The following is a 12,824-nucleotide window of genomic DNA, read 5'->3' on the forward strand; positions in this document are numbered from 1 at the left end:
GCCCGCCCCCTGGGCGGTGTCGCCGTCGCCGGCGGGGTCGGTGTGCTCGTCATGGCGCGATCGCTTTCCTCGGAGGGAGGGCTCCCACCCGGCGGAACGGTGCCGCCGGGTGGGAGCCAGTCGGGAGGGAGGGTGGGAGGGGCGCGTCAGTCGACGAGCTCGCCGAGGAGCGTCAGCGCCTCGGCCCAGGCGGCGTCGCCGTCGAGCTCACCGCGGTCGACCTTCTGCAGCACGGGGCCGAAGACGTTCTCCTGGATGAGCGAGTCGTCCGGGTCCCTTGTACTGGGCGACGACGCCCTCGGCGCGCTTCGCGAGGATCGCACCGGTCGGCGAGTCGTTCAGCGCCGAGGTCCGGCTCCAGCGGCGGAGGCGAGCTCCTCCTGAGCGGCGAGGGTGCTCGGGAACGGACCGGCCGCCTCGAACGCCTTGATCTGCTGCTCGGGCTCGCTCAGCCACGAGGCGAGGGCCGCGGCCTCCGCCGGGTGCTCCGACTGCGTCGGGACCGAGAGGAAGGAGCCGCCCCAGTTGGCCGCGCCGCCGAGGAAGACGTCCGCGAAGTCCCAGCCGGTGCTCGCGGGGTCTCCGCCTCCGGCCTCCACGCCGCCCTTGAGGGTGCCGAACATCCGCGCGGGGCAGACGAAGGTGGCGAAGGTCTGGTCGGTGAACGACTTGCCCTTGTTCCAGTCCCAGGCCTTCTGACCGGCCGAGAGGCCGGAGGCCGCGGCGTCGGTCAGCTGGCCCCAGCGCTCCTCGAGCTCGGGGTTGCCCTCGATGTTGAGCTCGCCGTCGGCGGTGTAGTACCCCTCGGGGGAGCTGGTTGACCATGGCGTTCCAGACGAATCCGGAGTGGTCGAACCAGGCCTTGCCGGTCGCCTCGTTGTACTGCTCGCCCGCGGCGAAGTAGTCGTCCCAGGTCGCGTCCGCGCCGCCGAGCAGCTCGGCGACGGCCTCGCGGTCGGTGGGGAGTCCGGCGGCCTCGAAGGCGGCGGTGCTGTAGCAGAGGCCCTCGGGCCCGATGTCGGTGCCGTAGCCGATGACGCGGCCGTCGGGGTCGGTCGCCTGCTCGTACTTCCAGTCGACCCAGTCGGCCTTGCGGTCCTCGATGCCGTGGTCGCGGAGGTCCACGAACTGGTCCGAGACCTCCATGATCTGGCCGAGCCAGCCCTCCTCGATCGCGAGGACGTCCGCGAGGCCGGAGCCCGCGGCGAGCTTGGTGAAGGCGTCGGTCCGGGCGTTTCCGCCGGTGTCGATGTTGTTCGGGACGATGGTGATCCCGGGGTTCGCCTCCTCGTACTCGGCGTAGAGGTCGTCGAACCCCATCGCGTTGAACGTGGTGACGGTCAGTTCGATGTTCTCGCCCTCTGCGGCGTCGGATCCGGATGACGAGCATCCGGTGACGACGAGGGCGAGGGTTGCGGCGCCCGAGATCGCTGCGGCGATCCTGGCGCGTCGTGATGCGAGCACGGTCACTCCTTCGTGATGGGATGGGCACGTCGGGGAGCGCTCTCACGCTGGACTGCTGCGTCTGTGAGAGCGCTCTCACGAGGTGTAGGGCGAGTGTACGAACACTTCCGCAGAGAGGTCAAGAGTTTCGAGAGAGCGCTCTCATAACGGTCCGGTCACCGTCGTGAAGCCGACTGCGGGTCGGGAATTCCGGCGGGTCGCGTCCTGCGGAGGGGTGCGGCGCAGAACCTCGGCCGAGAGCGGTGCTCAGCGACGATCGTGCGCGAGCGGCACTCGTGGCCGAGGTTCTGCATCGGCGTCTGCACAGGAACCCCCGTCCACGCGGCACCGGCACCAGGGGTGAACACCCTGGTCGATCCGTCACGGACGGTCGCCTCCGAGCGATCCGAGCGGCCGTTCGCGACGGATCGACGCGGGAGACCCGACCGTTCGTGACGGATGGACGGAGGCCCGACCGTTCGCGACGGATCGACGGACACGCGCCCGCCGATCCGTCACGAACGGTCGGGCGTCAGCCGATCAGCACCGCGAAGCCCTGAGCGGGCAGCTCCACGGAGGCGCCGGCAGCCGCCGCGGACTCGCTCACGAGCACGCCGTCCGGCCGAGTAGACGCGCAGCGTCCCCGAGCCTTCGAGCGTCGTCGAGCGCGCCGTCGCGGTCGAGTTCCGCAGCAGCTCCGTGCGTCCGCCGTCGCCCTCGACCACGAGGCGCGACACCACGGGGCGCACCAGCAGCGCGTCCAGCTTCGTCTCGCCGGTCAGCCCGCGCACGTCGATCGTGGTCGCACTCGCGGGCACCGTGCGGCGCAGCTTCTGCGGGAGCAGGGCTCCCGACGCCTCGGTGATCCCCTGCTCGCCGACCGTGCTCGTCAGCAGATCCAGCGGGCGGCGTCCCGTGTTCCAGGCACTCCGCTCGGAGTCGTCGCCGTGCCCTTCTCGACCTGCCAGAGCACCGGCTCGATCACGCGCTCCTGGATGGAGGAGCCGAGGCCGATCGTCGCCGCGCGGCGCCAGTTCGTCAGCGACAGGTACGAGCCGCTCCACGACGACTCCCCCGTCCAGCTCGATTCCGGAGTGACGACCGTGCCGCCGCGCGCCGTCTCGGCCTCGACGACCTCGAGGCCCTCGCGGCTCACCTGGGTCGCCACCGACCGCGCGCGGTCGGCCAGCTCGGAGTCGGTCGTCGAGCGCGATCATGGCGAGGAGGCCGTGGATGGTGCTCTCGGCGCCGCTGTTGCGGTTGACGCTGCCGTCGGCCTGGACGCCGTCGAACGTGATGCCCGTCGCGGGGTCGTAGACGGCCGCACCGCTCCGGTTGAGGCCGAAGAACCAGGCACCCTGCACACCGGCGAGGTCGGTGTAGGCGCTCGACCCGGTCGCGTCGGCGAGGGCGAGCGAGTTCTGCAGCCGCGAATCCGCTCCGTAGGCGATCTGCACCGTCTCGGTCGGGCTCGGGTAGCGGCCGTTGTCGGGGCCGCCCGAGGTCAGCAGCTCGGGCGCGAAGCGGGAGCCGTCGACGACGGCGGGCTCGAGGAGCGAGGCGTCACCGAGGGCCACCGAGGACTCGGCGAGCGCCGCGGGCATCTGCGACGCCCAGGAGTGCCAGAGCGAGCGCGACTGCGCCCACGGCAGGATCGCGCCGTACGGCCACGACGTGGTGTCCCCCTCCGTCGTCGTGCGCGCGCGCCGCCACGCCCTCGGCGAGCTTCTCGGTGCTGTCGCGCACCGCGGAGTCGTCGGGCACGGCCTCGACGTACACCGAGAGGCCCAGCAGGGCCTCGGCGGTGGCGTCGGCACCGTCGACGATCAGCCACGCGGGCACGTCGACGCCGTCGGCCTTCTCGGTACTCGCCGTAGCGGCCGAGCACCTCGCGGTCGACCGCGGCGACTCCGAGGCGGAGGCGCTCCTGGAGGAAGGCGGCGAACCCGGGGTCGTCGTCCTCGAACGCCGCGTAGCCCTCGCCGAGCGCCCACAGCGTGCGGGCGAGCCAGGTAGCTGTCCTCGGAGTCGCTCGGGTCCGGCAGCTCGATCGGCTCGGCGCTGGGGTTCAGGTCGCCGTCGGGCTGCATCCAGAGCACCACGTTGCCGGCGTCGTCGCCGTCGGTGGTCTGGAAGTAGGCGAGGGCGCGCAGGGTCTCGTAGGCGTTCTCGCGGCTGGCCGTCGATCCGGTCTGCTGCCAGTGCCGCAGGTAGGCGACGGCGGCCCGGGAGATGTCGTCGGTGTTGAAGGCGCCCCTGCCCCCAGTCGCCGGTCGCGGCATCGAGGGGACCGCCGCCGACGCGCTCGAACGTGCCGCCGTCGCGAGCGTCGGCGTACGTCCACGGCATCACCAGCTCGGGCTCCTCGGCGAGGGCGGTAGGTCGTGTGGCCGGGCTCCGGAGTCGAGGTGGCGGTGTCGAGCAGGAAGTCGAGGTGCGCGGTGTTCGCGAGGGGCCGCCGCCTGCGCGGGGGCCGCGCCGAGGGCGAGGCCCCCGGCGACGAGGGCGGTGGCGGCGAGTGCCGCCGCCGTCCGGGTTCTGGCGTTCGTCATTGAACTCTCCGATGTGTGGGTGGGGATGGAGCTTCTGGGGGTGGGGGATCTCGAGACGCCCGCTCCGCGGGCTACTCGATCAGCAGGGGTGAGGCAGCCGGCTCCACCGCCTCATCCGTCCGTCCGCACGAGCCGGGCCGCGCCGATCCTCCGAGTCGGCCATGCCGTAGAAGACGAAGTGCTGCCCGTCGATCTCCTCGATCGCCGTCGGGAAGACGACGTTCAGGAGCGATGCCCGAGCGCTCGTCCTCCGTCTCGGCCTCGAGCAACGGCTCGCTGGTGCGCGCGATCACGCGCGAGGGGTCGTCGCCGTCGAGGAGGATCGCTCCGGCCGCGTAGTTGACGTTCTGCTGCTGCGAGAACGCGCTGTCGATCACGCCGGTCACCCCGTGGTGGATCAGCAGCCAGCCCTCGGGCACCCGGAGTGGCGCGGGGCGCCTCCGACCTTCAGCTCCTCGAAGGGGAACTCGCCAGGCCCCGCGAGGAACCGGTGCCGGGTCCACCGCGTGAGGTTCGCCAGGTCGCGGTCCACCTCGGCGACCGGGACGTAGCTGATCCAGATGCTCTGGCGCGGATCCTCGGTGCCGGCGGGCAGGCGGACGCCCTCCCCCGGCTTGGTCTCGCCGAGGTCCCACATGGGCCGGTGCAGCACGGCGAAGGACCGCGTGCCGTCGGGCGCCGTCACGATCTCGGGGAAGAACACGGTGTCCTTGTTGTGGAACAGCCCGAGGTCGATGTCGAGCGCGTCGTCGTACGCGAAGGTCACGGGGCCGAGCCGACGCCAGTCGCGCAGGTCCTCCGACACCGCGAGCGCCGTCCGCGGACCCAGCGGCCCGTACGCCACGTACGTCATGACGTGCAGGCCGAGGGCCTCGATCCACGTGACGCGCGGGTCCTCGACTCCGGCGTTCGCGGCACCGCGCTCGAACCCGCGGTCGGGCGCCAGTACGACCCCCTGCCGCTCGACGCCGACGGGCACGCCGTTCTCGACGAGCACGCGGGCGAGCCCGATCCGCGAGACGTTGCCGGTCGCGACCATGCGAGGCAGCAGGTACAGCTCGCCGTCCGGGCCGCGACCGCTGCCCGGGTTGAGCACCCCCTCGGCCTCGAGCTGGTCGCCCGGCAGGGGCTCCATCACGATGCCGACGCGCTCGAGTCGGTAGGGGACGGTGGTGAGGGTGGGAGTCATGGTCATCCTTTCACTCCGGATCGAGATCGGTCGAGACGAAGTAGCGCTGGAACACGATGAACAGCACGACGACGGGGGCGGCGAGCACGACGGCGCCCGCCAGGATCGCCCCGAACGGGTTGTCGGTCGACGACGCGACGTTCGAGATGTAGTTGGCCAGGGACACGGCGAGCGGCTGCAGCGACGCGTCCTTGGTGATGAGGAAGGGCCAGAGGAACTCGTTCCAGGGGCCGATGAAGGTGAGGAGGACCGCCGTGACGAGCGCGGGCCGCACCAGCGGGAGGGCGACGTTCCAGAGCAGCTTCAGCTCGCCGGCGCCGTCGATCCGGGCCGCCTCGAACAGCTCCTTCGGGAGCTGCAGGAAGTACTGCCGGAAGATGATCACCGCTGTGGAGTTGATGGCGAACGGCAGGATCATGCCCACGTGGCTGTCGGCGAGACCGTAGTCGCGGGCGATCAGCACGTAGAGCGGGATCTGCAGCAGCTGGAACGGGATGACCTGCACGAGCAGGGCGAGAGCGAACACGGCGTTGCGTCCGCGCCACTGCAGCATCGCGAGCGCGTAGCCGGCCAGCACGCCGAACACGACGGTGCACAGCAGCACGCCGCCCGTGAAGATCCAGAGTTGACCAGGCCGGTGAGCAGGCTGATCCGCTCGTTCACGTTGACCGTAGTTGTCGAGCGTGAGGTTCGCGGGGTCCGGGACGGCTCCGGCGAGGGTGGGGTCGGGGTCCGTCTGCAGCGAGCCGACGACCATGTAGTAGAAGGGGAACAGGAAGACGATCGCGCCCAGCCCGAGGACCACGCCGCGCAGGACGACCGCCGAGCGGCTCATCCCCACGGGGCGTCGACGCGTCCTGATCGGAGTGACGGCGGGCACGGCCGAGGCCAGCTGCTCCCGCGCTGACCTGCGCGCTCATGAGTTCCTCTCCCCGGCGAACCGGTTCTGCAGGTAGGCGATGACCAGGACGCCGATGACGAGGACGACTCCGATGGCCGACGCCACGTCGGGCTGCCCCTGCTGGAGGCCCAGCTGGTACATCAGCAGCACGGGCGAGGCGGAGGCGCCGTTGGGTCCGCCGCCGCCGGTGAGGAGGTACGGCTCGGTGAAGAGGTTCGCTCCAGTGACCGTCGAGACGAGCAGCACGAGCAGGGTCGCGGGCCGCACGCTCGGCACCGTGACCGAGAAGAACTGGCGCACCCGGCCGGCTCCGTCGGTCGAGGCCGACTCGTAGAGCTCCTTCGGCACGTTCTGCAGCGCCGCGAGGTACAGCAGGGATGTAGAACCCGAGCTGCTTCCACGTGACGAAGATCGCGATGACGGGCATGGCGAGGTCGTCGTTGATCAGCCACGACGGATCCGGCGCCAGCGGGCCGAGCAGGCTGTTGACCAGCCCGTTCCCGTTGAACAGGAACAGCCAGACCGCGACGATCGCGACGCTCGCCGTCACGTAGGGCACGTAGAACGAGACCCGGAGGAACGTGCGCAGGTGCACGACCTTGTCCAGCGCCGAGGCGAGCAGCAGCGCCAGGATCACCGTCAGCGGCACGTTGATGATCAGGAAGATCCCGATGTTGCCGAACGAGCGGATGACCTGCGGATTCGAGAACGCGGTGACGAAGTTCTCGAGCCCCACGAACGGCCGGTCGACCTGCACGCCGGGTGCCGCGAAGAAGAAGTCGTGGAACGCGATGTAGACCGAGTACCCGACCGGGAACGCGAACACCGCGAGCACGAAGACCAGGTACGGGCCGCCGAACAGCGGTCCGAGCGGCTGGGGTCCGAGCACGCGGCGGAGCAGGCTCGCTTCGCGGCCGGGCCCAGGGCCCCGCGCCCGTGGACGCCGGAGCCTTCGGGGTGAGCGTGGTCACGGCCGGCTCACTGCTGGCCGGCGAGCCCGGTGACGGTCTCGGCCGCTCCGTCGAGCGCCGACTCGACGTCGCCCTCGCCGAAGATCACGGTCTTGCCCCACGCGTCGCGGATCGCCTGCAGCATCTGCACCGTGTTCGGTCCCGACGGAACCTCGATGGTGCGGCTCGCCTGGTCGCCGAAGCGCTGGTAGGCGGGGTTCGCCTCGAAGTAGTCGGCGTAGGTGGTCTGCAGGTCGGTGCGCAGCGGCATCTGGCCGGTGGTCTCGAGGAGCGAGCGGTCCTGCTCCTCACTGGTCGCGAACTTCAGCACCTCCCACGCGGTGCCCTTGTTCTCGCAGGCGGAGTAGAGACCGACGTTCTTCGCGTCACTGAAGGTCCAGGTGTCCTCGGGCGCAGTGCCGTCGAGGGTGGGCACCGAGACGGAGCCCCAGTTCAGGTCCTCGTAGACCGAGACGGCCCACGGGCCCACGATCGACATCGCGGCCTGGCCGTCGGCGAACGCGTCGCCCTGGTACTGCTCGCGACCGGCGAGGCCCTGGTCGTACAGGCCCTTCCAGAACTCGGCGACCTCGTAGCCGTCCTCGCTCGCGAAGGTGGCCTCGCCGTCCTCGACCAGACCCGTGCCTCCGGTGGCGGCGGCGTACAGCGGCATGAAGTCGAACTGGGTCTGGAAGAACTCGCTGGTGGGCGCGGGCTGGATCGCGGCGGGCGCGGCCTCCGGACTCGACGAGCGTCTTCGACGTGGCGACGAATTCGTCGTAGGTCGCCAGCGACGGGTTCTCGGGGTCGAGACCGGCCTGCGCGAAGAGGTCCTTGTTGTAGAAGATGACGACCGGATTGCTCTTCCACGGCATCTGGAAGTAGTCGCCGTCGGCGTTCTGGTACTGCTCGGCGAGGTCGCCGCTGCGGGTCTCGATGTAGTCGTCGCCGTCCTCGAACTCCGACAGGTCGACGAGGCCGCCCTGCTTCTCGAACTGGCCGACCGCGCTGGGGGCCGTGTTGAAGACGAGGCAGGGCGCGTTGCCGGCGGTGATCGCGGCTCCGATGACCTCCTCGCTGCTCTTGCCGGCCGGGATCTCCTGACCGGTGATCTCCTGGTCCGGGTTGTCCGCGTTCCAGGCCTCGACCATCGCCTCTCCCCAGGCGACCTCCTGCTCGTTGTTCGAGTACCAGATCGTGATCGGGCCGGTCGCGGTGAGGTCGGTGGAGGCGCCGCCTCCCCCGCCACTGCGACGCGGTGAGGCCGATCGTCGCCAGCGAGGCCGATGCCGATCCCGGTGAGCCATCGTCTCGTCGTCGAGCTGCTCATGGTGTTCTCCTTGTCCTGTGCTCGGCGCGCGCGGCGGTGCGCGCCTCTCAGTGGGTCGGCCGCGGCGGAGCGGTCGAGTGGCGCACGACGAGCCCGGCGGGCTCGGGGTCGACATCGGGGCGCTCCCGGTCTCGATCAGATCGAGGAGCGTGCGGGCCGCCGCCTCTCCCCAGCGCGCGGGGCGCGTGCGGGCGGAGGTCAGCGTCGGGTAGACGTGGGCGGCGATCGCGGAGTCGTCGAACCCCGTGATCGAGAGGTCGTCGGGCAGCCGGAGCCCGCGGGTGTGCGCGACGCCGAGGCCGGCGATGGCCATCGGGTCGTTCGCGTAGACGACCGCGGTCGGCGGTTCGGCGAGGTCGAGGAGCTGCTCCGTGGCGCGCGCGCCCTGGCCGGCGCTGAAGTCGGTCGCGACGACCGGGCCGGGCTCGAGCCCCGCGTCGCCGCACGAGCCGAGGAACGCCGCGCGGCGGCGGCGCGAGTGCAGCAGGTGATCGGGACCGGCGACATGGGCGATGCGCCGGTGGCCGAGCGCGGCGAGGTGCGCGACGGCGTCCGCGATGCCGGCGGCGTCGTCCATGACGACCGCGGGCGACGGCGATCCGTGGAAGCGGCCGAGGGTGACGGCGGGCAGGCCGAGCTCGGCGAGCAGGGCGGGACGGGAGTCGTCCCCGCGCAGATCCGTCAGGAAGATCCCGTCGACGCGGCGGTCGGCGGCGAGGGTGCGGTACACCGCCTCCTCCGAGGCGCCGGGCTCGACCACGCTGAGCACGAGCACCCGGCCGTTCTCGGCGAGCACGCGCTCGACGCCCGAGATGAACGAGGGGAAGAACGGATCCGCGGCGATCACTTCGGGATCGCGCGCGACGACGAGGCCCACCGCGAACGAGACGCTGATCGAGAGGGAGCGGGCGGTGACGCTGGGGCGGTAGCCGAGGTCGGCCGCGACCTGGAGGATCCGCTCGCGGGTGCCGGCGGAGACACCGGGCCTGTCGTTCAGCGCGAACGAGACGAGCGCCTTGCCGACGCCGGCCTCGCGGGCGACGTCGAGGATCGTGGGCCTGTCGGCCATCTCGCGCCTCCTCTCGATTCTGAACCGGTTTACTTAACCGGTTCAGAGCACGCTAGCAGGGGGAATGGCTTGGGCGGAAGGGCCCCGAAGCGACCGCCCGCTGCAGAACGTCGGGTGAGAGGGGGGTGCGTCGGGCTGTCGGTCGACAGGGGTGCCTCCTGGCCGAGATCGCGCCGGGACGAGCTGCCCTCGCGCTCGTCGAGGTCCGGTCAGGCGCCGAGGCGTGCGGTGACGCGGCAGAGCACCTGGATGTGCGGCGGGGCGTCGGGGCTGACCTTCTCGGCGACGGCATCGAACCGCCAGCCCGATCCCGCGAGCTCGGCGATCTCGCCGCAGAGCCAGTCGGGGATGCGGCCGATCGGCTCGCCCGCCGACAAAGGACCCGGTAGGCGTCCGGATTCTTCGTGTTGTCCGGCTCCGGCTCGAGGATCAGCGGGTCTCCGTCGGACATGACGGCCAGCAGTTCCGGGGTCTCGGGCTGGTGACGGACCCCTGAGACGAAGAAGCGGCTGGTGAAGTTCCGCGCGCCCCGAGAAGGCATCTCGACCACGTGGAAGGTGTCGGTCGCGCGACCCGCCCCGGTTCGCACGAGGATCTCGAGCGGGAGCTCGGGAGAGCCCTGGGCGAGTCCGAGCCAGCCGAGGTAAGAGTCGTAGGAGTCTCTGGCGGACGACATGATCCTGTTCGCGAAGAACGGAGGGATCGACGACGACGCGTACTCGTCCTCGAGGCGAGGGAACTCGTCGAGCGGGAAGAAATCGGGGTCGGCCCCTACGTCTTCTGCGTAGCGGAACACGAAGCCCGCGTCCGACACGGAAAGGATCCCGACCTTCGAGAAGCGGCCGGTCCGGCGGTTCTGCCAGATCAGCAGCAACTCGCGAGTACCGCCCTCGTGGAAGACGGCGGGACGATCAACGAGCAAGGTCATCGAGCAACCTCCTCCGGTTCAACGCGAGCAGCTCTTCTGTGAAGCTAGCGCAGGCCGCCGACATCAGCTCCCGGGGAACGGCGGCGATGACCGAACTCACGCGATCGAGGCTCACTGCCGAGAGTCGATCGAACCAGAACGTCCTCGCTTCCGGCGAGGCCATGCCGAGCGCCTCGCCCGCGAGGTCGGTCAGCAGCGGGCGTCCGGGAAAGTGGTGAGCTGCGGCCGCGACGGAGCCACCCCTCGAACACCAGCGGGTCGGAGAGGCATGCGAGCCGCTTCGCGTCCGACTCCTGGAATCCGAGAGAGTTGCCGTGGTCGTAGGACGGGGACAGTCGACGATGTCCTCTGCCGCTGATCACGCCCCAGTTCTCGTGATGCCGGTCGCGGCCCGCGACCCAGGCGTCGAAGAGCAGGTAACCGGCCCAGACGTCGAATCCCGACATCCCGCGGGGGCCGACGAAGGCGAACGGCGCGTCGACACCGTCGAGTGCGGCGAAGACCGCCGACACGGTGTAGCGCTCGTTACCTCGCGTACGGCTCGACTCGTAGAAGCGATCCGACTCGGCGAGCACGCTGTTCCCGTTCTCGAGTCGCTGGCCGATGTCGATCTCGACGACGTTGCGCGACATGATGCCCCGGCGTCCCGCCACCGTGGCTGGTCGGACCTCCGCGCAGGGAACGGCGAGCTCTCCGGCGAGGTGGAAGGACACCCACTCCGCCCAGTCCTCACCGCGCGTCGTCTCGCCACTCCCTCGAGCGAACTTGAAGAGCCAGAGCTCGCGCTCGGCGACCAGCCAGAACTTCTCCTTCGTGCCCAACGGCTCGTCGAAGGCATGGCCGTCCTGCGCCCTCTCGATGTCCGTCGACACCCACTGCACAGCCATGCCTCACCGTAACGCGATCGATTTCGGGACCGTTCGCGCGCACGAGCGGAGGCGCGGACCGTGTCAGAACGACGGAACCCGGGCGATCCAGCCCGTCGCCTCCTCGATCGCGCGGGTCACCGCGAGCAGCTGCAGCTCGCGGCCGTGGCGGCCCACGACCTGCACGCCCACCGGCAGCCCGTCGGCGGTGAAGCCTGCCGAGGTGACGACCACCGGATGCGCGGCGAGCGTCAGGCGGTTCGCGAGCATCTGCCAGGTGAAGTAGCGGTCGAACCGCACGCCGTCGACCTCGGGGACCCACTCGAGCTCGGCGGGCGGTGCGGCGACGAAGTCGCGGGCAGGATCAGCACGTCGTGCCGCTCCAGCACCGCGGCGGTGTCGCGGAACAGGCGCGTGCGGCGCTCGTAGGCGTCGGCGAGCTGCGTGGCCGACATCGCCCGGCCCTGCTCGACGTTGCGCACGTAGTCCGGGCGGAAGCCCGTCGCTCCCGCGTCGACGGCGTGCCGGCCGCCGAGGAAGAACTCGAAGGTCTCGATGGTCTCCCAGGCCTCGTCGGCGCCCGCGAAGTCGGGCTCGTCGGCCTCGACGACGGCCCCGAGGGACGAGAGCTGCGCCGCGAACGCCGCGTGCACCCGCCGCACCTCGGGGTCGATCGGCAGGCCGCCGGCGTCCGCGCTCCACGCGATCCGCAGGCCGCCGACGGCCACCGGGCGCGGCTCGTGCACGGGCAGGGACGACAGCGGCCACACGCTCTTCTCGACCGAGAGGCCGCGGAGGAACAGAACGGCGTCGGCGGAGTCGCGCGCCATCGGTCCGGTGACGCCGTGCGAGGTCCACGCGTTGCCCGTCCGTCCGCTCGCGACGCGGCCGGGGCTCAGGCGCACGCCGACGACGTTGCAGAACGCGGCCGGGTAGCGGAGGCTCCCACCGCTGTCGGAGCCGTCGGCGATCGGCAGCATGCGCGCGGCGAGGGCGGCGGCCGCCCCTCCGCTCGACCCGCCTGCGTGGCGCGTCGTGTCCCACGGGTTCACGGTCGTGCCGAAGACCGGGTTGAAGGTCAGCACGCCCTGGCCCATCTCGGGGGTGTTCGTCTTGCCGATGATCAGCGCGCCCGCCTCGCGGAGCAGGGTCGCGAGAACACTGTCGTGCGCGGCGGGCGCGGCGTCGGCGAACGCGGGCCGAGCCGTTCGTGGTCGGGAAGCCGGCCACGTCCATCAGGTCCTTCACCGCAGTCGGCAGACCGTGCAGCGGAGGCAGGGGCTCCCCGATGCGCGCGCTCGGCGGTGCGGCGGTCGGCCGCCTCCGCCGCTGCAGAGCGACACCGAGTCCGGCTGCTGCGAGACCACGGAGCGGAGCGCGGGGTTCCGCTCCTCGATCCGCTCGAGGTGCGCCCGCATCACCTCCACGGCCGAGACCTCGCGGGAGGAGATCGCCGCTGCCAGCGCGGTGGCGCTGCGGTCGGCGAGGTGCTCCTCGGCCATCAGCGGCCGCCCTCGTGGCCGTGCTGCTGCTCGGCGTGCGCGTGGCCGGCGTGGGCGTCGTGCCCGTGGGCGTCGTGCCCGTGCCCGGCGGAGT

General features: G+C 71.2%; 11 protein-coding genes and 3 pseudogenes. All 14 read right to left on the minus strand.

The window, feature by feature from the left end:
• Positions 1-146: 146 nt before the first annotated feature.
• Positions 147-1,464: pseudogene (locus AC0CII_RS15280) on the minus strand (ABC transporter substrate-binding protein).
• Positions 1,465-1,958: 494 nt separating this feature from the next.
• On the minus strand, positions 1,959-3,047 hold the full coding sequence (locus AC0CII_RS15285; RefSeq protein ID WP_465229946.1) for a hypothetical protein: 1,089 nt from the start codon (positions 3,045-3,047) through the stop codon (positions 1,959-1,961).
• On the minus strand, positions 3,007-3,285 hold the full coding sequence (locus tag AC0CII_RS15290; protein ID WP_465229947.1) for a hypothetical protein: 279 nt from the start codon (positions 3,283-3,285) through the stop codon (positions 3,007-3,009). The genes AC0CII_RS15285 and AC0CII_RS15290 overlap by 41 nt, the downstream gene beginning before the upstream one ends.
• Positions 3,270-3,725 (minus strand): hypothetical protein, encoded by a 456-nt coding sequence (locus AC0CII_RS15295; protein ID WP_465229948.1) that lies wholly within the window; start codon positions 3,723-3,725, stop codon positions 3,270-3,272. Before AC0CII_RS15295 ends, AC0CII_RS15290 begins: the two co-directional genes overlap by 16 nt.
• Before the next feature lie 66 nt (positions 3,726-3,791).
• Positions 3,792-3,995 (minus strand): hypothetical protein, encoded by a 204-nt coding sequence (locus AC0CII_RS15300; RefSeq protein ID WP_465229949.1) that lies wholly within the window; start codon positions 3,993-3,995, stop codon positions 3,792-3,794.
• A gap of 71 nt (positions 3,996-4,066) precedes the next feature.
• Positions 4,067-4,414 carry a glycoside hydrolase family 130 protein gene (locus AC0CII_RS15305; protein ID WP_465229950.1) on the minus strand — a complete coding sequence of 116 codons (348 nt, stop codon included), beginning with the start codon at positions 4,412-4,414 and terminating at the stop codon, positions 4,067-4,069.
• Positions 4,393-5,184, minus strand: coding sequence for a glycoside hydrolase family 130 protein (locus AC0CII_RS15310; RefSeq protein ID WP_465229951.1), 792 nt, complete (start codon positions 5,182-5,184; stop codon positions 4,393-4,395). The genes AC0CII_RS15305 and AC0CII_RS15310 overlap by 22 nt, the downstream gene beginning before the upstream one ends.
• Positions 5,185-5,186: 2 nt before the next feature.
• A pseudogene (locus AC0CII_RS15315) lies at positions 5,187-6,019 on the minus strand (carbohydrate ABC transporter permease).
• 81 nt (positions 6,020-6,100) lie between these two features.
• Complete coding sequence (locus tag AC0CII_RS15320; protein ID WP_465229952.1) at positions 6,101-6,433, minus strand: carbohydrate ABC transporter permease; 333 nt, start codon at positions 6,431-6,433, stop codon at positions 6,101-6,103.
• A 630-nt stretch (positions 6,434-7,063) separates the two neighbouring features.
• On the minus strand, positions 7,064-7,708 hold the full coding sequence (locus AC0CII_RS15325; RefSeq protein ID WP_465229953.1) for an extracellular solute-binding protein: 645 nt from the start codon (positions 7,706-7,708) through the stop codon (positions 7,064-7,066).
• A 118-nt stretch (positions 7,709-7,826) separates the two neighbouring features.
• A pseudogene (locus tag AC0CII_RS15330) lies at positions 7,827-9,434 on the minus strand (LacI family DNA-binding transcriptional regulator); the annotation flags it as partial.
• Positions 9,435-9,643: 209 nt separating this feature from the next.
• On the minus strand, positions 9,644-9,811 hold the full coding sequence (locus AC0CII_RS15335) for a hypothetical protein (RefSeq protein WP_465229954.1): 168 nt from the start codon (positions 9,809-9,811) through the stop codon (positions 9,644-9,646).
• 595 nt (positions 9,812-10,406) lie between these two features.
• On the minus strand, positions 10,407-11,249 hold the full coding sequence (locus AC0CII_RS15340) for a HipA domain-containing protein (protein ID WP_465229955.1): 843 nt from the start codon (positions 11,247-11,249) through the stop codon (positions 10,407-10,409).
• A gap of 230 nt (positions 11,250-11,479) precedes the next feature.
• A complete protein-coding gene (locus AC0CII_RS15345; protein ID WP_465230943.1) occupies positions 11,480-12,376 on the minus strand; it encodes an amidase in 897 nt (298 codons plus the stop codon).
• Positions 12,377-12,824: the final 448 nt, after the last annotated feature.

This window comes from Rathayibacter sp. AC182 (assembly GCF_979253875.1).

Bases quoted from the DNA above. Each gene is read 5' to 3' on its own strand.
- AC0CII_RS15285 (WP_465229946.1), bottom strand. From the start codon at position 3,047: ATGCCCGCGGCGCTCGCCGAGTCCTCGGTGGCCCTCGGTGACGCCTCG.
- AC0CII_RS15295 (WP_465229948.1), bottom strand. From the start codon at position 3,725: ATGCCGCGACCGGCGACTGGGGGCAGGGGCGCCTTCAACACCGACGAC.
- AC0CII_RS15300 (WP_465229949.1), bottom strand. From the start codon at position 3,995: ATGACGAACGCCAGAACCCGGACGGCGGCGGCACTCGCCGCCACCGCC.
- AC0CII_RS15310 (WP_465229951.1), bottom strand. From the start codon at position 5,184: ATGACTCCCACCCTCACCACCGTCCCCTACCGACTCGAGCGCGTCGGC.
- AC0CII_RS15325 (WP_465229953.1), bottom strand. From the start codon at position 7,708: ATGCCGCTGTACGCCGCCGCCACCGGAGGCACGGGTCTGGTCGAGGAC.
- AC0CII_RS15340 (WP_465229955.1), bottom strand. From the start codon at position 11,249: ATGGCTGTGCAGTGGGTGTCGACGGACATCGAGAGGGCGCAGGACGGC.